This is a genomic window from Sulfitobacter sediminis, assembly GCF_040811725.1.
In the GTDB taxonomy this organism is placed as follows: Bacteria; Pseudomonadota; Alphaproteobacteria; order Rhodobacterales; family Rhodobacteraceae; genus Sulfitobacter; species Sulfitobacter sediminis.
In genome coordinates, this window is sequence record NZ_JBFNXX010000007.1 from 101,162 (window position 1) to 121,759 (window position 20,598).

At 66.8% G+C, this 20,598-nt stretch carries 17 protein-coding genes; all 17 read right to left on the minus strand.

Annotated elements, in window-relative coordinates; genetic code table 11:
• Positions 1-5: 5 nt before the first annotated feature.
• Positions 6-2,090 carry a hypothetical protein gene (locus tag AB2B41_RS11260; protein WP_367877892.1) on the minus strand — a complete coding sequence of 695 codons (2,085 nt, stop codon included), beginning with the start codon at positions 2,088-2,090 and terminating at the stop codon, positions 6-8.
• Positions 2,087-4,783 carry a putative baseplate assembly protein gene (locus AB2B41_RS11265; protein ID WP_367877893.1) on the minus strand — a complete coding sequence of 899 codons (2,697 nt, stop codon included), beginning with the start codon at positions 4,781-4,783 and terminating at the stop codon, positions 2,087-2,089. The genes AB2B41_RS11260 and AB2B41_RS11265 overlap by 4 nt, the downstream gene beginning before the upstream one ends.
• Entirely contained in the window at positions 4,783-7,317 is a 2,535-nt protein-coding gene (locus AB2B41_RS11270; RefSeq protein ID WP_367877894.1) for a baseplate J/gp47 family protein, read from the minus strand. The genes AB2B41_RS11265 and AB2B41_RS11270 overlap by 1 nt, the downstream gene beginning before the upstream one ends.
• Positions 7,314-7,700: a GPW/gp25 family protein gene (locus AB2B41_RS11275; RefSeq protein WP_367877895.1), complete on the minus strand. Its 387-nt coding sequence runs from the start codon at positions 7,698-7,700 to the stop codon at positions 7,314-7,316. Before AB2B41_RS11275 ends, AB2B41_RS11270 begins: the two co-directional genes overlap by 4 nt.
• On the minus strand, positions 7,697-8,020 hold the full coding sequence (locus AB2B41_RS11280; protein WP_367877896.1) for a hypothetical protein: 324 nt from the start codon (positions 8,018-8,020) through the stop codon (positions 7,697-7,699). The genes AB2B41_RS11275 and AB2B41_RS11280 overlap by 4 nt, the downstream gene beginning before the upstream one ends.
• Before the next feature lie 24 nt (positions 8,021-8,044).
• Entirely contained in the window at positions 8,045-8,560 is a 516-nt protein-coding gene (locus AB2B41_RS11285; RefSeq protein WP_367877897.1) for a phage baseplate assembly protein V, read from the minus strand.
• Entirely contained in the window at positions 8,557-9,690 is a 1,134-nt protein-coding gene (locus AB2B41_RS11290) for a hypothetical protein (RefSeq protein ID WP_367877898.1), read from the minus strand. Before AB2B41_RS11290 ends, AB2B41_RS11285 begins: the two co-directional genes overlap by 4 nt.
• Before the next feature lie 12 nt (positions 9,691-9,702).
• Positions 9,703-10,062: a LysM peptidoglycan-binding domain-containing protein gene (locus AB2B41_RS11295; protein ID WP_367877899.1), complete on the minus strand. Its 360-nt coding sequence runs from the start codon at positions 10,060-10,062 to the stop codon at positions 9,703-9,705.
• Entirely contained in the window at positions 10,059-10,703 is a 645-nt protein-coding gene (locus AB2B41_RS11300; protein ID WP_367877900.1) for a hypothetical protein, read from the minus strand. The genes AB2B41_RS11295 and AB2B41_RS11300 overlap by 4 nt, the downstream gene beginning before the upstream one ends.
• A complete protein-coding gene (locus AB2B41_RS11305) occupies positions 10,703-12,868 on the minus strand; it encodes an eCIS core domain-containing protein (protein ID WP_367877901.1) in 2,166 nt (721 codons plus the stop codon). The genes AB2B41_RS11300 and AB2B41_RS11305 overlap by 1 nt, the downstream gene beginning before the upstream one ends.
• 194 nt (positions 12,869-13,062) lie before the next feature.
• A complete protein-coding gene (locus AB2B41_RS11310; protein WP_367877902.1) occupies positions 13,063-13,269 on the minus strand; it encodes a hypothetical protein in 207 nt (68 codons plus the stop codon).
• A gap of 8 nt (positions 13,270-13,277) precedes the next feature.
• Positions 13,278-15,158, minus strand: a complete 1,881-nt coding sequence (locus AB2B41_RS11315) for an ATP-binding protein (RefSeq protein WP_367877903.1) — start codon at positions 15,156-15,158, stop codon at positions 13,278-13,280.
• Complete coding sequence (locus tag AB2B41_RS11320) at positions 15,155-16,474, minus strand: Pvc16 family protein (RefSeq protein WP_367877904.1); 1,320 nt, start codon at positions 16,472-16,474, stop codon at positions 15,155-15,157. The genes AB2B41_RS11315 and AB2B41_RS11320 overlap by 4 nt, the downstream gene beginning before the upstream one ends.
• Positions 16,471-17,310: a hypothetical protein gene (locus AB2B41_RS11325; protein WP_367877905.1), complete on the minus strand. Its 840-nt coding sequence runs from the start codon at positions 17,308-17,310 to the stop codon at positions 16,471-16,473. The genes AB2B41_RS11320 and AB2B41_RS11325 overlap by 4 nt, the downstream gene beginning before the upstream one ends.
• Positions 17,307-17,999, minus strand: coding sequence for a hypothetical protein (locus AB2B41_RS11330; protein ID WP_367877906.1), 693 nt, complete (start codon positions 17,997-17,999; stop codon positions 17,307-17,309). Before AB2B41_RS11330 ends, AB2B41_RS11325 begins: the two co-directional genes overlap by 4 nt.
• 4 nt (positions 18,000-18,003) lie before the next feature.
• Complete coding sequence (locus AB2B41_RS11335; protein WP_367877907.1) at positions 18,004-18,534, minus strand: phage tail protein; 531 nt, start codon at positions 18,532-18,534, stop codon at positions 18,004-18,006.
• A gap of 12 nt (positions 18,535-18,546) precedes the next feature.
• On the minus strand, positions 18,547-20,493 hold the full coding sequence (locus AB2B41_RS11340) for a phage tail sheath family protein (RefSeq protein ID WP_367877908.1): 1,947 nt from the start codon (positions 20,491-20,493) through the stop codon (positions 18,547-18,549).
• Positions 20,494-20,598 lie beyond the last annotated feature (105 nt).

Genomic DNA, 20,598 nt, shown 5'->3' on the forward strand with positions numbered 1-20,598 from the left:
GCGGCTCAGGTCTCGTAGAAGAACCCGGCCTCCAGCCCGCTTGGTAAGAATTCGTCCAGCCTTGTCAGCAGGTTGCTTTCCCGCTGTGGCTGGTACACTTGGTGCCAGACGCCCATCTCGCTCTCATCGTCCGCGCCCGTGCGGATGCGCAGCGGCGTCGAATTGCGCAGTTGCAGATAGGCGGCGCGGCCATAGCGGCGTTCGTTGAAGCCGGGGCGCATGCGGCCTTGTACGCGCCGCGTGATCGCGGTTTCCTGCGCCGGTGAGAGCGTCGACGTGACCTCCTTGGCCGCCGCCATGGCCTCGGCCAGCGCGAGGCTGGGCTGGCAACGGTAGCGGCGCGGCACCTTGGAGCCCGGCGGGATATAGGAGAACCGTGCGCAGCCGGTTTGCGTGTCCTGCGCCTGAATGGCGATGGTCCATGTATCGCCAGTTGCCAGCTCCGCCATCAGGATCGCGTTCGAGATCAGGGTGAAGACGCGGGCGTTGATCTTGCCGATGACGGTGCTTTCGCGGATCGTCACGCGCCCGGCGGGGCTTTCACCGTCGAGCGCGGCGAGGGCGACGTTAGCCTTTTCGGTCGCGTCGAGCGCGCTGTCGCCAACCTCGATCACCGTGCTGGGGTGGCAACGGATACCGCCGAGCACGCAGCTGTCGATCTCGACGATCACGTTGGGGGCTTCGATGGTCAGCGAAGGCGCGGTCGGCTGCTGCGGAGTGCCGTCCGGGAGGGCCGTGATCCCCGGCAGAAGGGTGACATGGCGCAAAGTCAGACGGCGCAATTCGTTGTTGCCGGTGTCCGGGACGACAATGGCACCGCCGCCGATCAGCAGACCGTCGAGCGTCACCTCGCTCTGTGCCGCGCCGGTGATCTCCATGTCCGCAGTCAGTTCGAGCGTCGGGCGCTGGCCGTTGGCGGCACGGAATTCCAGCCGCTGGTCGGGATCGACATCGATGGTGAAGCTGCCCGGATAGGTCTCGCTATCCGTGATCTCCACGGCACCGCCCGTCTGCACACCGGTCAGGGCTGTTTGCAGGTTGTCGCCGGTGGCAACGGTCGTCACCGGCGTCAGTGCGGTCGCGAAGCCCGCGGCCCGTTCGTAGGCGCCACCGCCGATCTCGGCCGGGAATGCGGTATAGGCTTCCATCTCGACGCTGTCGGGCGGATCGTCGGCGGCGGGCGTGGCGATGCGGCCGAGCACCGGGTCGAAGGCGACTGTATTCTGAGGCGCATGGGCCCAGCCCGCGCCGGAATCCGAAAGGTTGCATATTTGCATGCCGCCGGGCAGGATTTCCAGCCCATTTATCCAGATACGGAAGGCGCGCGGGTAGTAGTCCGCGAGGTTGGCATCGAGGAATCGCCGCCCTAGCGGGATGGGCAGGTTCACGGGACCGGCCAGCGCATCGGCGCTGCTTTCGGTCTCTGGCGTGTTGAAGACCTGCGTGTCGAGGCCAAGCGTATGCAGCGCAAAGCGGCGCGGGCCCACCTGGAAAGCCTGATGGCGCGGCCATTGATCGGGGCCCAGCCGCCAGAGGAACAGACCGATGTTCTGGATGTTGTGCCGTCCCTCCCGGAGCGCGATCCGGCCCACGTCCACCGTGTGATGGGCGCTGTCGAAAGCGCTGCCCAGATGCTCCAGCCGCGCCACGTTCCGCATGTCGAGGCCGCCGTGAACGGCATCGCGCAGGTGGTTGAGGAATTGCGGATGCGCGAGGTTCTGGAAGTATTCCACCACCTTCGCAGGCCAGCCCGTGGCCCCGCGCGCCACCTCCTCGACCGTCGCCGCCGTCCCTTTGGAACGGACAAGCTCGATCCACCGCCCGACCAGCGCGCGCTGGCTGATGCGGCCCACGTCATGCACCGGGCGGTAGCCGATCAGCGCGCCGATGTAGGGGACCAGCCATTCCTCGCAGGTCTCGATGAACTGGTTGTCATAAAGCCTTTCGGCCTCGTCCAGCAGCACATCGCCCGTCTCTCCCAGCACCATCAGGAAGTCGCGCAGGGGATAGCCTTCGCTCGCGTCGCGGCTGCGGTAGACCTCGGGCAGGCTCTCGTAGAGCCACTTTCCGACGGGAAACTGCTCGGTCATGTCATCTTCTCCAGATAATCGAGCGGTTCGGGATGCAGCATCAGAAGCTCAGCCCCCTGCGTGGGTGAGGCGCGGTCGGCGGAGAGCGCCTCGTTCCGTTCGGCGGTGCTGCCCCGGTAGAGGTAGTCGAGCGTCACTGCTTCGACCCCCTCGACGTTCTGCATGGTGGTGATGACTTCGGAGGCAAAGACGTGTGCTGCGAAATTGCGGGCCTCGAAGGCGTAGGCCTTGCGCAAGGCCGCCTCGACATCTTCGATGACGTCTTCCTCGATGTAGTCCTCCAGCGCCTTGATCTTGGCGGCCATGCGGAAATAGCGAGGGCGGAAGCTGCGCAGGCGGAAATGGGTAAAGGGAATGCCATCGTCGGTCAGCGCGGCCAGCAGATCCTTGTAGAGCTTCGACGTATCGGGCACCTCCTGCCCCTTTTCATCGGCGATGGTGACAACGACGCCCGGCTTGACCGCGCCGGGGAACTCCACCCATTCGGCGCGGGACTTGGCAATCCCGGCAAAGGCGCGGGCGTAGTCGGCGAAGTCGCTGAGCGACACGACGCGGTCGATGGTGCGACAGGAGAGCGGGACGTTGTCGCGCAGGTTGTCCAGTGTTTCGGGGTCTGCACCGCCCTCGCTCGGCAGTGGGTTCGTGACTTCTTCCAGCCCCAGGGGCCGGGTCATCAGGATACTGAGCTGCCCCGCCTTGACACGGCCTGCAAGGCCCAGGCCGGTACGGTAGGTCGCGGTGATGTTGTCGGTGCCCGAGGGTGGCATCGCCCCCATCGCCCCATTGCCAAAGCCGAAGGTCGCGACGCCGTCGGGATCGACGGTCAGGGTATAGACGCGGTCGCCCGGTTTGGCGTCGAGCAGGTCGCGTACCGGCTTCCAGAGGACGCCACTGACGCGCACCTCGGCCTCGGCCAGCGCGCCGCCGGGGACCGTCGCGGTGACATGGGTAAGGGGTTTCTGCTTGGCTAACGCTTGCAGGAAGGGCTGCGTGGGATCGCCGCTGCCAAGGATTTCCTCGGTCGTCTCGCCATGGTTCGCGGCGGCGACGTTACCGTTGATCCTGAGCGCGCCCCGGTCGAGGTCTTCGAGAAGACCTGCCTTCAGCGTGATCCGGGTGCTGCCTCCGGCGAACAACTGGTGCTCGACCTCGGCGATTTCCACAAGCCGTGTCACCGGTGCATCGAGGTCATCGGCGTAGGTGCCGGTCAGGAACAGGCTCTGTTCGCTCTGCAGTCCCGGCGCCCAGGTATCGAGGGCGATCTGCATCTGGCCGGAAGTCAGCGGATCGTTCTGCGGGGCGCGCGGCAGGTCGATCCATTCGGAATTGGCGTAGACCGTCGTGCCGCGCGTTGTGAAGCTGTCGAAGCCGGTGTCGGTATCCATCTCAAGTCGGGTCGCCTTGCCCGTGATCGCGAATTCGGAGAGCGACAGTTCCGACACGGCGTCGATCTCGTAGACGGCCCAGATGGAACCGTCCTGCAAGAGCGCGTAGCTGTCCGCCGCGATGTCCTTGACGACCCGGTCGAGGTGGACGGCGTTGGCGCTGTTTTCAAGCACGGTGAGGTCCCCGTCGGCCCATTGGTCGGCCGTTACTCCTTTGTAGGGGGCGGGGGTTGTCCCGGTGATGATTATATTGCCGTTGTCCGTGCCGTACGTCGGAACGTCGCCGGTCATTGTCGGCGGCAGGGCCGAGATTTTGGGTGCCGTATTGCCGAACACTCCCGCGCTGTCGCGGAAGACGATGATGCGTTTGGGGGTCTCCGGCGCGCCGATGAGCGGATCGAAGAGGTCCTCCTCCTCAAGTTCCGCGTCTTCGAGCAGTTCCGTCAGTTCTCCCGCTGTGACAGTCGTGCCGAGGTACGGCACGATGTCCGGCGGAAAGGTCGGGGCTGTTGGCGCTGCCGGGGCTGTCGCCGACTGGTTTTCGGGCGTGCCGCCCTGCACGTCGATGGTGAGCCGCGTCAGATCGCGGCTGTCGGGGTCCTCGGCCAGGTTCGCCGGTCGCAATTCGACCCGGCGGATGATCGCGAAGACCGGGGTGGTGTCATCGGCGAAGTAGAAGATCGCGTCACCCGGCGTGAGCCCCGTGGCGGTGCCATCGAGAAAGAGGCGTTTTGTCGTGGTGGAAAGCGTCTGCACCGAGGTCAGCCGGGGCCGCATCGCGTTCCAGGCGGGGCGGGCCTCCACCGACTCCGAGGTCTCGAAGATTACGGGCTTTTCGTCCGGCCCCGGCGTGCTTTGCACCTTGATGCCCGAGGGCAATGTCGCCTTGCGCGGCGCGCCTTCGGTTGTGGACATGCTGAACGCGAGCATCGTCTCGGCCGAGACACCCGGGTGCGGTCGGTAGCTGACGAGCCCGGCCAGCTGGTGCAGCGACCAGAGTTCTCCCGCCGTGGGCAGCAAAGTCTCTGAGAGCAGCCTGTCGTAGTAGAAACCGAGTATTTCGCCCGTGACCGCCCAGGCGTCGATCAGCGCGATGGAGAAATCAACCTCCGGATCGCGGGTGCGCAGGTCCGAAAGGTTGCCGTATTCGACGGAGGTCAGGCGCGCAGTCATCGTGTCCTTGAAGGCCCAGTAGTCGCCCGCCCGCGCGGTGATCACCGGCAGGCCCGGGCGCTGGTATCCCGCCTGCGGGGTCTTGACCGAGATGCCGCTGCAGCAGCCGCAGAGATCGGAGAATTGGATGCCCATCACCTGCCCCCCTTCATGGTCAGCCGCAGCACGCCGTTGCCGGGATGGCTGGAATCATTGTCGAGCCGCGCGATCTCGCGGCGTCCGAACTCCAGTTTGCGGTCGGTGAGCCCGCTGCTGCGGGCGTCGGCGTAGCGCTGGAAGAGCGTGACCTCGACGGCCTTCACCCCCTCGACCGACTGGGCAAGCGCGATGAGCGGAGACAGGTAGAGCGTTTGTCCGAAACTCATCCGGTCGGGGTGGAAAGCCCCAAGCGTGCCGTCGGGCAGCACGTTGCTGGAGAACCGTTCAAGCACCGATGCCTTGACCTGCCCGCGCAGGTAGTCGCTGCAGACCCAGACCTCCATGTCGATCTCGATGGGCACCGGGATCGGCCCCTCGACTTCCAGATCGCGCCCGGCCATGCGGTAGCGTTCCAGATGCGCGCGCAGATCGGTCTCGAAGGCGGGCGTGACGGGCAGCCCGCCGCGCCGGTCGGCGGTGACGAAGACCGTGTGCCACGAGCCTGTGTGCATGATGTCGGTGACGGTGCCCTGCAGCGGGCCCTCGGGCGGGATGAAGCGCTTGGCCATCTCGTCGTGATCCTCGCGCGTCACGGCGCGGTCCTGGCGGCGGAAGGCGAAGGGCGCGCGGCGGCGCATTTCCTTGATGGTCTCGGGCCTGCGGCCGCCGGTGCCGGGGGTCATGTTGCGCACCCCGGTGATGTCGGCCAGATCGCTGCGGATGTGTACCAGCCGGTCCTCGCCGATGTTGCCCGAAGGTCCAAGGCCCACGCGGTAGGTCGCGGTGAAGGCCGTGCCCGCATTGGGGCGCAGACCGTTGATGTCGTTGCCGAAGCGCAGGATCGCCCTGCCCTCGTTGTTGATCTCGGGCACGACGTCTCGGGCATCGGCGTCGCTGCCCAGCAGGTCGCGTCGGGCTGTGTAAGGATCGGGCACGGCATTGAGCGTGCCCACCAGCGACAGCGCGGGTTCCGGCGTGCCGGTGGCGGCGAGATGCGCGCGCGCCCCCGCGTCTCCAACGAAGGGGGCGGCAAAGGTAAGCGGCGCCTGCGCGAGCATCGGCGCGTAGCGGGGCGTAATACGCTCGGGCCGTTCACGGTCGCAGAGCTGGGTGGCGCAGGCCTCCCGTTGCGTCGAGGCCATGGCTTCGGGGCCATAACCCGGTGCCCAGCTTCGGGTGGACGCGGGCACCTGCCCCAAATCCTCGTCGGTGATGGTGCGGCCGTGATCGGCAAGGCAGATGTTGCCACGCGCGACGGAGACCTCGTCGAGGAATAACCGCCCGAAGGCCTCGTCGGTTTCTGCCGATAGGCACAGGGGCCGCTCGAGCGCGTCCATCACGTCCCATGCGATCTCGGTGATCTCATCGGTTGTCACCGGGTCGGTGAGAGGCACGCCGGGGCTCTCGAAGGCCTGGACGGATGTCAGCCGGACCACCGGACGGTTGGAGCGGTCCCGGTCCGCGCTGTTGCCGCTGCGGGGGCCCACCAATTCCTCGAAGGCGAGAAACATGCCCGGCGCGAGGTTGGGCCGGTGGCCTCTGAGGGTGGCCGCCGTGGCCCCGCGCGGCAGGCAGCACCGCTGGTCCGACCAGGTGTAGAACGACAGCGTGTTGTGATCGACATAGAGCGCCTCGATGACCGTGATCGCCTCGAAGACAATCGACGCCCGGGCAAGCACGTCGGGGTCGTTGGGCAGGCGCAGGGACTGGCCCGACAGCCGCGTGGTAAAGGCCGTGCCCGCCGGGATCACCGGCTCGAACCCGGGCCCTGTGGGGAGCACGTCGGCCCCTGCCTCGACGTGAACGAAGGCGCGGGCGTTCTGGCCTTCATCCATCGTGTAATCGACAAGCCGCCCCAGCCGCCGCGCCGAAATGCGGTGCTGGAGTTTGGACAGATAGGCCTCGGTATGGGCCGCGTCCTGCTGGTAGGCGACCTGATCGGCCAGCACGGCCAGCGCATCGACGATGGCCATCTTCTGGTCGACCACATGCGGTGCCGGGGCTTCGGGCTGGAGCGTGGCAAGCCGATCCAGCATAACCTGCCGGAAGCTGTCGATATCGCGCGCGAGATAGGAAATCTCGGGCATCTCGCGCGGCTCATCCGGGCAGTCGCAGGGGCTGATGCAATCGAAGTCGGAGGGGCATTCGACCTTGAAGCTGAATTCGATCCGGGCAAGCTGCGGGTCAAGCTCGGTCGGCGGGCGGTCATCGAGCAGGCCGCGGCGGAAGCGCAGGACATGCGGTTCGAAATCGCCGGGTCCGGTCAGTTCCACCACGACGATGTTGTTCTGCGTGCCAAGTCCGGTGGTGACGTCCTCGATCACAAGCGGCCCGTCCGGACCTTCCACGACCACGTTGTCGGGCCCGTAGACAACCGGCGCGGGGTCCTTGAGGAGATGGACGTGCAGAAAGCGCTGCCGGTCTTCCTCAAGCACGGCGGCCATGTCGATGACCTCGATGAAATCGATGCCGTTGAGCGGGGAGGTCCGCGTCTCTTCCCGCCGCAGGGTATCGCAGCAGTAGTACATCATGGCCCCGTCTCCGTCTCGGCGGTAAGGGACATGCGCCCCTCCTCGCCGGTCCGCACGAGCCGGTAGCCGATGTCGATCAGCAGCGTGCTGTCCTGCGTGCGCACGTCGAGCGCCAGCAGTTCGACCTGTGCTGCGAGGAATTCCTGAAAGGCGACCTCGATCGTGGCCCGTGCCGCCGCCGCGACTTCGTTTGAAAGCGGACCGAACAGGAGATCGGACAATCCGCATCCCAGGGCGGGGTGCAGCAGCCGCTCGCCTTGCCGGGTAAAGAGCAATTGCTCGATCAGGTCGCGGATGTGATCCTCGTAGCCGGTCCGGGCAGTCATCCCGTCGCTGGCGAAACGGTAGGGAAAGTCGGTCGTGTATGTGTGTGCTCGGGTCATGTGGCGATCACCCGTGTCTGGGCCACCGCGGGGATCAGCGGCGTGCCGGTGGGCATGGCGATGGACTGGCTGTCCATCAGGAGAAGCGGCTGGGCGTTCGAGGTGACCCGTACCGATCCCGTGACGAATTGCGCGGTGACACAGGGTCCGTTCCCGGCAGGCGGGGGCGGCATCGCGCAGCCGGCGACGACATAGGGGCCGGTCTGCGCCACGGTCGGCTGGCCCGAGACGAGAACGCGCGGGTTCGGCACCGTGGGCTGCGCCTGCCCGCCATGGGCGCAGAGCACGGTCGCGCCGACGTGAAGCATGGGTCCCGGCATGTGTTCTCCTCCCTTTTCCCGCGCTCAGATCACGGTGAGCGCTCCCAGATTGATGTCGACCGTGTTCCCCAGCATGGAGATCACGGCACCCCTTCCGTTCATGATCGTGATGCCCGTGTCGTTGACCGCGATGGTCGCGCCAGAGGCGCTTTGCAGGGTGATCCCACCCACGCCCATGGGTCCGAGCCCGTCGGAGATCACGATCCCGTTCTTGAGCGGCGTCTGCAGCGTGATCGCGGGCGTCGGCGGCGGCGCGGTATTGGCCAGGAGCGGCACATCCGCAACCGAGCCGGTGAAGGTGCCCATCCAGACAGGATAATCCGGATCGCCCTGTTCAAAGGACACATAGACCCCCGCCCCGATCATCGGGACGCTGAAAAATCCCATCTGCGGCCCGCCGGTCGGAAAACAGGGGTTGGCCCAGGTCGACAGGGCCGCAGGCCCGATATCGGGCACCAGCACCTGCAGCCGCCCGGTCTGCATCGGATCGACGTTGTTGACCACCGTGCCGCGGTGAAGGCCGTAGTATCTGTTGGTCATGCGGGAACCTTTTCGACTGTGGACAGAAGTCCGTTTCGGGTGATCTCGAACCCCTGGGTCAAGGAGCCAGCGGCGAATTCCGTGGTCACGGATTCGACGTAGTGCAGCCCGTCGAAAGCCGCGCCGAAGCCGCGCAGCCCGACAAGTTTGTGTGGCTCCAGCAGCCTGCCGTAGCGCATCACATCGAGCCGCCCGGTAAGCTTGACCGGCGCCTTGTTGGCCTGCGCGGCTTTCGCCATGCCGATAAGCGCCGCCTGCACCGGGTTGAGTTTGGCGGTGCCGGTGATGGGCTCGATCTGCAACGGGATGGGCGGGATCGCCCCCACCGGGGGATCGAGCACGGGGTTGACCACGATGGGGATCGGGATTGGCGCGCGGGTCTGCGGGTTCTGGATGGTAACGATGGGCAGCTTGGCGTTCTGTCCGTTGAAACTGCCCGAGAGGCTTTGCACGTTGCGGTGCGCGTCCATGTCGAAGTTCAGCGCCTTTTGCGCGGCACCCAGCCGTATCTCCGGGCCCCAGTAGGCATAGGACGTGCCCACAACGTCGCCCGGCTGCATCATGAAGACATAGCCGACCTTCTCGGCCAGCATCTTGATGTAGGCGAGGTCCTTGCCCTGCTGGCGCGGGATACGTTCGGTGGGCAACGGTACGTCCAGAAGGACGGAAGGGATCACCTTGGGAATGATGCCGAGGAAGGCGTATTTCAGCAGGATAAGGCCGACCCGGACAAAATCGGGTGAGGCCGGGTAGAGGATTTCGTTGAAGGCGATGTAATCGAGCGCGCGGCTCAGGTCCTCGCCGGTGACAGTCAGGCGGGCAGTTCCTTCACCGGGGCCGGGGCTGATCTCGTGGTTGGTCATCATGCCGTCGATCAGCACGCTTTCTACTCCGTTGACGCGCGCCGCGATCACAACCCGCACCAGCGGTATCTGCGCACCGCCCGAGAGCAGGAAGACCGTGTGCAAGGGCGAGCGATGGTCGATGTCGAAGACAAGCTGGAAGACACCGGGCGTCGTCGGAGTCGCCGAACTGACCGAGGCCGACACAAGCGCCTTGAGCGCGTCCTGCGACAGCGGTAGCGGCACGGCGGGGCCGACATAGACGCGCAATTCCGCACCGCTGCTCATATGTCCGCCCTCCTATTCAAAGCTCTGACCCGCGATGGTCAGCGCCTGCCCGATGGCCAGCCGCGACCCTGTCTCCGACAGGGCACGGCGCGGGTTGAGCACCTGGTTGGCGTCAAGGATCTTCCAGCCCTGTGTCGGATCGCCGAAATAGCGCGCCGCCATGAGGTCAAGCCGGTCGCCGCCCTGCACGGTATGCACGCCGCTTACCTCGATCCGTTCGGCGCTCGGAATGAAGCGACGTCCGACATAGCGGACCTCGCGCCCGTCTGGCAGCGTCGCCACTTTCAACGGCGCGCCATTGTAGCGGCTGTCGGGGGGGAAATCCGCGGTGCCCTGCGTGATCGGGGCCAGAAGCTTGGCAATCTCGTTCATAGCGCCCCCTCGATGCCCATGGCACTCGCGCGGCCGTCGGGGACACGTTCCGCACTCGCCTCGATCCCGCGCAGGTAGCTGAGGTACAGCGCCCCGCCTCGGCTGGAGACGCCCAGATCGTCGACCGACAGCACCCGCAGGGACATGTTGACCGTCGCGACCAGCGGATAAAGCCGGGAGTTGTGCAGGTTCTCAACGTAGCTGAGCGATGTGACCCGCACCGGCGCGATGTTCTGCGCACCCCAGACGAAAAGTGCGAGCGGCTGGTTCATCGGCACGATCTCGAGCGCGCCGCTCTGCTGAAGCGCGTCGTTGTCGAGGATCGTCCGAGACGTGGGCGTGATCAGCATCTGCAGAGTGGCAAGCTGCGGGCGCACGCCCTCTTCGACCGCCGTCCGTTCGCCGCGTGCCAGCGCGTCCGACACCTCGAGCCGCGCCTCGATGGTGATGGTCTCGACGGCGGGCCCGGTCAGCCGCAGGGGCGCGGAGCGGTTGGTCTGTTCACCGGTTGATTTGACCTCGAAACTGCGGGACAGGCGTTCGGGATTGATCAGGAGCGGCAGGGTGCGCACGACCGTACCGTTCTCCGCATCGATCAGGACGATGCCGCCCTTGAGGAAATCTGGCTGGGTCGACAGCATTACCTTTGCTCCTCCCTGACACGGGCCCGGCGCGCCTGCTCGGTCGCGGTGAGCTGCTCGGACGCGGTGCGGGGGTCCATATGCGCCCAGGCGTTGCGGACGATACGGAAGCTGAGCTGGCTGCGGCGCACGACGGGCACCAGCATGTTGCGCCGGACCTCAATGCTTTCGGTATCGGTCCGGCGGTCTGTCTCCCCTTCGGATTCCGTCCGGCTCCGTTCGCGCGTGGTGCTGCGGCGGCGTTCCTGTTCCGCGGAATCGGTCGCGCCCTCGCGGCGCTCCCGGCTGCGTTCGCGGCCTGTCGTGGTGCCAGCGGTCACACCGCGGCGTTCCGAGCCCGACCGGGAAGAACGCCCGCCCTCCGACGCCTCATCGGTCCGGCTGGCCCTGTCGGTCGTGCGTCGGCTGAGGTTGAAGCTGCGGGTGCGCGCCTCGCTCCAGAGCCGGGCGGCGCGGCCGGTGAGACTGCCGCCGATGCGCAGCGTCTGTTCGCCGCCGACTTGTCCCGAAATACCGACCGTCAGGCCCGCGCTGGCGCTGCCGATCATCGACAGGATCGCACCGAGGGTCCGTGCCTGCGGGGTCGGCAGCCTGCGCAACACCGTGCCGAGCATGCCAGTGCCGATGTCCTGCAGCCCGACTGTGCCCTCGCCGGAAAGGCCAAGCTGTCCGCGCAGCGTGGTGGCCACATCGCCGCTGATGGTTGAGCTGATATCGATTTCGGTCTGTCTCGTGCTGGTGGTGGAGCGGCCCCAGCTGCGCGCGATCTCCTCCAGTCTCTCGCGGGTCTGCGACACGCTGCGCTGCCAGTTCTGTTCTTCCTCGAAGCCCCGGATGCTCTCCGCCGAGGCCCCGAGCGACAGCTCGAGCCGTTCGGTATCGCGCTCGGATACGTCCCGGCGCCGTTCCTGACGACGCCGGTCGGTGCGCTCGTCGGTGTCCGAGCGGCGCTCGGTCGTGCTGCGGTCCCGGCGTTCCTCGTGGCTTTCGCTTGCGGTACGGCCCCGGACAACTTCGCCAATGGTGGCGGCCCCCAGATCGACCTCTAGTGTCGCCTCGACCGCCTGCTCCTCGGCGGCGGGGATGGTCGGATAATTCTGGTCCGCCATCGGGGTCCGGGTCGAGTAGGCATAGGCGCCGCGGGCGGTCGCATCCTGCGGTTCGACCCAGAACGTCATGCCCGCGCTTCCCTCCTCGTTGCGAGGATGGGACGCCCCCTCGGTAAGGACGTGGTTGCGCACATTGTCTCCCGGGATCCGGGCGTTGCTCGCAATGGTCCGGTGCGATGTGTGGCTAGTCGGCCGGATCATGAACTTCTCGACCACCAGGCCGCGCACCGCCGAGCTGAGGCCCGGCGCGTTGCGGACAGTGGTGTTCATCAGCCAGCGCACCGGCATATTGCGCCGCGCCGCGCGGCGCTGGGGGCTTTCCTCGACCCCGATGCCCAACATGTTCGCCAGTTCCGTCGCGTAGGTGCCGCCGAGATGGTCCATGAGATCGTCCTGACCGTAGGTCTGCACGATCTGCTGCCGTTCGATGTCCGTGGCGCGCCGCAGGATCAGCATGGCGGCATCGCGGTCGGCCTGCGCGCGGTGACCGCTAAGCAGATGCTGGATCATATTGCGCCGAACCCGCAGGTCGCGGGCACTTGGCGGCACATAGGCGGCCTCACCGCTGCCCGTCTCCTGCCCGTACATCCGGTTCACGATGACCCGGGCCATGTTGTCGGTGTCGTCGTAGTCATGCTCGGACGCCTGGTAGCCGGGGCGCGCCATGGCGCGGACGAAGCGGTCGAGCTCCACGTTGGAGAAGGTGCCGCCGCCGCCGAGGCGGTTCCACCATTCGGCCGAGAAGATCGGTGTCACGCCCCCTGGGGCATATTCCCCGATGCGGCGCAGGGTGTGCGGGCTGTCCCGGCCCGCGCGCATCTCGCTCACGTGGGCAAGCTCGTGGGCGAGAACCCCGCGCCCGAGGCTGGTTTCCGGCCGGAACGCGCCCCCCGCGAAAGCGATGTCGGTGCCCGATGTGAAGGCCGTGGCGTCGATGGCCCGGGCACCGCGGTCCGCGGGTGCACCGGTGTGCAGGCGGACGTCGGCGAAGTTTTCGCCAAAGGCGCCTTCGTATCGCTGCCGAAGCGCGGAAGGCAGCGGCGCCCCCCCCGCCATCGAAGGCGTTGAGGGCTTCTGTCGGCAAATCGGCCGCCGCGTCCTCTTGCGTCCTGGGCATCGCCGCCAGCGTGCCCTCGTGCAAGTCCTGCAAGGAAGGATCATTGTGAAGCCGAGTTTCCACCCGTTTCTCGGCAGCGTCCCCGCGCCGTCCGACGCTCCATGCATTTGCGTCCTGCGGTATCTGCTGGCGCTCAGTCATCCCCACGCCTCCACACCCTGTCGAGGATCGCGCCCGCCGTACGCTCTGCACCCTGCACGCAGCGGGCGTCCGCAGCCGCGGACGACCCGTGTGGCAGATCGAGTCGGGACCGCAGAGCCCCGTCGAGCGCCTCGGTGAACGCCCCTTCACGCCCGGCGTAGCTTGCCGGCAGAACCAGGCGGTCGATTGAGATATGCATGGGACGTTTCACAGCGATGCCCTTCTGCGCAGGGGGCCGAGATCAATGGGCTGCGCCAGCTTGGCGTTCTCGATCTCGAGCGCCGCGCAGACATGCGTCATGCCGATGGCACTCTCCGTCTCGGCGGCGAGGAAGGCGGCGTTGAGCGCGGCATTGCGGATCGTGCCGCCGGTCGCGGGCAGCAGCGCGAGCGTCACGGGATCGACCCTGTCCAGCGGCGCTTCCCCCGGGAAGGCCGCGGCCCAGAGGCGCGCACGTTCGGCAGCGGCGGGAAAGGCGAAGTGCACGGCAAAGCGGATGCGCCGCAGGAAAGCGTCGTCGACCGAGGCGCGCATATTCGTGGCGAGGATGCAGGTGGCGTTGCAGCACTCCAACCGCTGCAAGAGGTAGGCAACGGTCATCGCCGCAAACCGCTCCTGCGCACTCTCCCCGTCGCCGCGTTTGTGAAAGAGCGCCTCGGCCTCGTCGAAGAAAAGGATCGCACCCGCGCGTTCGGCCATGGCAAAGACATGGTCGAGATGTTTCTCGGTCTCGCCGATGTACTTGTCCACGACCTGCGAGAGGTTCACGCGCAGCAGCGGCAGGTCCAGTTCCGCCGCGATCACCTCGGCGGCGAGCGTCTTGCCGGTGCCGCTGGGCCCGGAGAAAAGCGCGGTCACACCCAACCCGCGCGAAAGCCGGTCGGCGAAATGCCAGTCGCGGTAGACCCGCGCGCGATGGCGGATCTGGGAAGCGATGAGGCGCAGGGTCGCCTCGGTCGCGGGCGGCAGGATCAGGTCCGCCCAGCCGACCGTTGGCCTGATCTCCTGCACCAGGGGTTCGGGGGGCGGGGCGAGGTGCTGTCGCGCCGTGGCCCATGCCGCATCTGCGCGGGCATCGGGTGGGAGGGGTTCGAGGTCCGCCGCGATGCGCGCGATATCGTCGGCGCCGATCACGAAGCTTTCGGCGAGATCGGACAGGGCCGCGTGCGCGGGCAGCTCCAGATGGCGGTGCCACAGCTCGGAACGCTCGGCAGCGTCGGGCGGCTCCAGCGTGAAGAGTTCCGCGCCGCGCGGCAGCAACGTGCGATGTGCGATACTGTCGGCGAGGATCAGGGCAGGCATCTCGAGCGAACGGCAGAAGGCTGCCTCGCGCGGGCCCAGCGTCTCGACGGTGATCAGCGGCAGCGCCCGCGCCAGCACCGTCTCACGCGCCAGAAGCCGTTGCAGCGCGCGGCTGTCGGCGGCGGGCGTGTCGAAGAGGCTCGCGTCGATGCCAAGGGGTTCCATCGAAAGGCTTGCCGCGACCCGGCTGGCCAAGGCATCGCGCGTGCCCTGCCCTTCCCCGACGATCACAAGAGACCCTGTGCCTGCCCGCGTGATGCGCTCTGCAAGGGTGTCTGCGGCGGTATCGGCCCGGCGGCATTGGCGGTCGGACAGGATGTCCCGGGCTGCTAGGGGCCGCAGATGCGGTCCAAGCCGCGCGTCGGGAGTGTTGTCGCCCTGGCACCAGTCGAGGATGCGGGAATCGATCGCCACCGTACTGTTCCGGAGCTGCTGCGCGCTGCCCAGCCGGATCAGGAACCAGCCCCGCAGCACGGCGGACTGGGACAGGCTTTCCCAGCGCAGACCGGGGATCGCTGTCATCAGGTCAGCGACCGTCGGGGCGTGGCCGGAGGCGGAAAGAGCGGCAGCGCTGCGCTGGTCGATCGCGGCAGCGGCAAGCATGGCGATGGCCGATGTTTCCGGCGCATCGAGGCCGAAACGGCTGGCGAGGTCTTCGAAAACCGTGCCAGTCAGCAGCGTCGCTCCGGGCTGGCCCTCCGTCTCGAACGCAGCTGACAGGTCCGCCAGCATCTCGGTCAGGCGCCGTGGCGGCTCGGGCCGGATATCGGGGCCGTGCAGGGTCATGCGGGCACCGTGAGGGTTTGGGTCGGGTCGTACTCCGGACGCCGTGGCTCGAAGCCCGGCCCGACAGGGGGCAACTCGCGCAGGACAAGCCAGCTTTCGACACCATCGACGCGCAGGCGCAGGGGATAGCCGCCAGCCGGAATGTCGGGGAAGGTGAAGGTGGCGCTGCCCGTGGCGGCGGTCCGTGGTTCAGCGGTGGCAAGATGACCGCCGAGGATAAGCTCGACCCGCTGACCCGGCCAGACATGCGGGCGAAAATCGAGAGCGACCTCTACAAGGTCATCTGGCACGACGCGGGCGACGCTGGTTGGGGGCAGGCTGGCAATCGGGGCCAGCTGGAAGGCAGCGGCATTGGAACGGTAGAGCGGTTCGCCCGGTGCACTGCGGGCACTGAGGCTGACCTGATAGAGGCCCGGCGCCCAACTGGCTGGCACATCGGGCAGCGTGACTGTCTGGGCCGTCGAGGTCCCGCCGGGATCGGGCGGCAGGCTGATCGGCGTGGCAAGGGCGGGGTTGTCGAACTGGACGCTCACGTCCGTCCCGCTCAACCGCTGACCCCGGAGGACGATCACATCGCCGGGCCGCGCACTGGGCTGGCCGTCGGGCAGGCTCAGCGACACGATCCGTGGCATGGCGATGTCGAGACCGGGCGTCACCTGCGCGCCGCGATTGTCCGACCCGATGGTGAGGACCGGCAGCGCACTGCGCGCGGGCACATCGCGTTCGATGATAACAGAAGACACCCGGTAGGCCATCGAACTGCGGTAGGTTGCCTGGAACGAGGTCCAGAGTTTCGACATCTCTTCGGGCGAGAGATAGACGGGGCTGATCACCAGTTGCTCGATCTGATCGGCCAGCCCCGTCTGCGCAAGCGCCTGCAACGCGGGCGGCAGGGAGCCCGCGACCGCAGGTGAAGGATTGAGACCGGCCTGTATCTCCGCCCGGTCGAAACCGGGATGTTCGTGCAGGATCTGCATGGCGTAACCCAGCAGGATATCGTGGTGCAGGTCCTCGGAGGTGATGGCGCTGACCAGATAGTAGAGGTCGAGCGTCAGCGGCGTGTTGCGGTCCCGAAAGCCCTGCGGCGTGCGGGTCGGCAGGATCTGGTTGGCCCAGTTCCCCTGGTTGTCGACGTTGTAGAGAAAGACATTGAGCAGCGAGCCGTCATCGGCAAGCTCCAGCACACGGTCAGGGTCACGGGCATGGACGGAAACGTTCGTGCCGATGGCGGCGCCTACGTCATTGTCGACCAGCCCGTCGTTCAGCAGGTCCCGCAGAAGCTGGGTCACACCCGCGATGGCCAATGCGGTGCTCATGCGCCCTCCTTCCTGCGGCGGTCGCGGTAGTCATCAAGGGTCAGCGCGGGTTTCCACTCGGTCTGCTGGCTGGTGGCGGGCCGCTGTGCGGGCATGTCGTACGGGTCGGGGGCGATGACGATCTCGCCGATGTGCACATGCAGCGGCTGGGGGTCCTGCGTTTGCGGATGGCGGGGACGCTGCACCGGTGCCGGCGTCTCTCGCGGCGCTGGAGGCTCGTTCGCACGGTTCGGTTCCGAGGACGGCATGAGCTTTGCTTCCGGTTCCGGATCGGGCGCAGGACGCAGGCGGGCGACAGCGGCGGCGAGTGCCGTGCGCAAATCCGGGACGGGCACTGACTGCCGGGGGCCTCTTTCGGGCGGCGCAGCGGTGAGGGTCGGCGGCGGGGTTTGCCGAGGGGGAACCGGGACGTCCGCGAGTGCTGTTTTGGTATCGGGTGCAGGCGGCGTTTCCGTTTGTGGTAACGCTGCCGCAGCGTCGGTGACCGATGGCTCAGCGGCCTGATCCGATGACACCGCCTGTGCCGTGGCCGGAGGCTCCTGCCGGGGCATGAGGCGATGTTCTTCGGGCTCCCCTCGGGGCGGAGATTGCGGAAACCGGGGGGCAGAAATCTCTTCCGGGCCATTCGGTTCGGAGGCCACCGGGCTCCGGTCCTTCGGGCTCATCGGCTCCGGTGTCTGCGCTTGGCGCTCGACCGTTTCCTCCTCGATGAGCGGCTTCGCGGATACCTCCGGCGTTCCGAAATAGGGCGCGATCCGCGGGCGGAGGGGGCCGGTGATCCCTGCCGCCCTCTCCAGCAGCCGCGAAGCGAAGCCTTTGATCTCGGACACTGTCATGCGCTTACCATCGCCACGTGTTCGGCCCGGCGGAGCGGTGAAAGCGCGAGGATTTCGCCACTCGTCCACCCGTAGGCCCTCGCGAGCAGGTGGATGTCCCACATCAGCCGCCGTGCCTCGGCGCTGATCCGGCGCCAGATGTAGTCCAGGATGTCAAAGGGCGCCTCCTGCCCCGCGCCGCATTCAACGCAATCGAACGTGAGGCTCAGTGTCTCTAGCCCGGCAGCCTCGGTCAGCGCGACGTCGAGCGCTTTTAGCAAATCCTCCGGCGCCTCCGCCCGTCCGAGCAACGAAAGCAACAAGGCACGGTGTGGGTCGGGTGCCTGCAGCGCCTGTGCGATGTCGCGGCTGTCGGGCATCCGGTAGCCATGGTCACGCCCACCGTGGCTCAGAACGCGGCGTGCATCGGCGGGCGTGTCCAGGGCCATGATATCAGCCACGGCAAAGGTCAGTTCGGTCTCGGCGCTGCAGCTCCGGCAGGTGGCCATCAGCGCCAGTTCCGGCCCGAAAATCGCCTCGGCCACCGCGAAGAGCCGCCTGTCACGCTCGGCGATGGGCAGCGCGGCAAGCGCGCTGCGCGACCTGCCCTCGCCAAGCTGGGCAAGCAGGCCCAGCGCCCGGTCGAGAGGGTGTTCGCAGGCCCCCTGCTCCCACAGGTCGAGGAGCGTGCTGTCGGATATCCGTGCCATGGGATCAGGCGGCAGGTTCGGTCAGGCTGGGTTCATCGGGGACGGTGATGTCGTAATCCCGCTCCCAGCCCTCGTTCTCTAGCTTGATGGTCTGGATGGCAAAGGCGGAGCTGCCCGCGTCCAGGTCGGGGAAGGCGCGGAACTCGGACACCCAGCACTGGTAGATCCGGTAGCCGAGCACAAGCTGCCCGGCCTCGTTGTAGATTTCCAGATAGAGCTGCTTGCGGAAATCTGCGAGCGAGACCTCGGCGCCCAGCCCCTCGCCGTAGTTCCAGACCTTGTTGGCCCATTGTTCGAACTGCGGGTTGTTGGTGACCCCGCGCTCCATGGTGATGGGCTCGTACTTGGCCTGGCCGGGAGATTTGCGCATGAGCGACGGATCCCCCCCCTCGCGATATTCCATCACCTCGACCGTGCGGCTGAGCGCGCTGATCTTGTTGACGGCGAAGAAGTAGTCCCCGCCGATTTCCTTGATGCGGAACTTGTGGCCCGCGTAGGGAACGACACGCTGTCCTGACAGATTGAGTTGGGTCATCGGGTCTCTCCTTTAGGCGTCCTGGCTGATCTGAAGTTGAATGCTGACGATCACGAACTCGGCCGGACGCAATGGCGCGAAACCCACGAAGAGGTTCACGATGCCCGCATTGATGTCGGCCTGTGTGGTCGTCTCGCTGTCGCATTTGACGATGTAGGCATCGCGCGGCGACGCCCCCTGGAAAGCGCCCTGCCGGAACAGGCCCTGCATGAAGGCGGTCACGGCACCGCGCATCTCGTTCCAGAGCGGTTCGTCATTGGGCTGGAAGACCGCCCATTGCAGGCCGTCGTAGAGCGAGCTTTCGATGAAGAGCGCCATCCGGCGGACGGGAATGTATTTCCAGTCCGACGCCAGCAGGTCCGCGCCCACCAGCGTGCGCGCGCCCCAGGAAACGTTGCCTGGGATGTCGAAGTTGCGAAGGGCGTTCATGCCCAGCGGGTTGATGACGCCGTTCTCCTGATCGGTCATCACGTGGTCGAGTGCGATGACGTTGGTGAGCCGCGCGGCAATTCCGGCCGGTGCCTTCCACACCCCGGTCTGACGGTCCGTGCGCGCCCAGACACCCGCCATCGTACCTGATGGCGCGAAGGGGCGCGGCCGGTTCTCGCTGCCCGGATCGGGCAGATGAACCAGCGGGTAGTAGGTCACCGTGTTGGGTGTGCGCAGCCCGGCGTCGGCGATCTGGCCCAGCCAGTCCTCGGCTTCCTCGATGGTGTCGGTGTCCTCGGGCGGGTCGATGAAAAGCATCGCGCGCTTTTCGGTGCAGTAGGTGGCCGCTGCCGACATGACAGACGCCAGGTTGGCGACGCTTCCCAGTTCCGAGGCTTCGGGGATGGAGAGCATGTTGAAACCCCGCACGTCATCGAGGGCGTAGAACCCCGTGCGCGTGGCCCGGTCCCCGCGCAGATCGGCGGCTGCGTTGGCCGCGCCGTCGCTGCCAGCCGTGGCGGTGCTTTGGAAGGCGGCGGCGGTATTGCTGGGTGCGTATTGCTCGACGTTGGCACGCGCGGCGGCATCGATGGCGAGCCGCGAGGCAAGGTCAGAGACGTTGTCGGCGATGCTGATGACCGTGCCCGGGTCGTAGTCGGGTGAGGCACGTCCCGGAACGATGCGCAAACGGTCGCCGACAACGCTGACCGTGAGCTGCGCCCATAGCCTGTCCGCCGGGAAGGCCGCGCGCAGCCCGGCCTGCAAGCCAGACGCCGCTTCAGCCAGAGTGGTAGGGGGCGATGCAAAGGGAACCGAAACGGTCTCGGAACCGGCACCGAGATCCACGTCGATGTCATTCGCCGCCGTGATCCCCGCGAGATCTCCCAAGGTGATCGCGCCGGAATAGAAACCCGTGGGTGTGGGCAACCCGTTTGCCGCCCAACCGGCATCCCGGCTGAGTTGCACGATGGTCGACGCGCCGTTCACGACGTCAAGCGCATTGCGCGGCCCCGCCGTCAGCGTGAGGTTGCGATAGACCTCCGTGCGCTGCGCGACCTCGATCCCGTCCTCGTCCAGCACTTCGGAAACGGTCAGATTGAACTGCGTCGTTGGGTCCGGCGTGATGGTATCGACGTCGATGCGGATCGCGTCGCCCCATTCCCCCGGGTCGTCGAGCGAGACGCCGCCGACCTGCCGACCGGCGGTGGCGCGCAGCGTGGGCTGGTTCGAGGTGTCGTTCATCACCAAGAGCGCCGCTGTCGCATCCGGGCTGACGCGCACACCGTAGGCCTGCCCGCCGCCATTGAGGAAGAACTGCGAGACGGCAAAGCTGGTCGGATAGTCGGAATTCAGCCCGCCGAAGGCGTTGCCGAAATCAGCCTGCCCGAACATGCGCAGCGGTGTATCGAGCGGCCCCCGCGGGAAGCCGCCGACGAAAGCCGCGATTGAGGTGGAGGCGCCGACGATCGTGCGCGCGCCACTTGGTATCTCCCGGAAATAGACGCCGGGGCTTTTGGGTACGAATGTCAACTGAACCTCCCAATCTACGAAGACAAAATAATCCCCATGCTCTCCCAGAGGTTGAGCAAGCCGAAAACGGTTCTTTTGTTCGGAATGATCGTCAGGAGGAGTTCA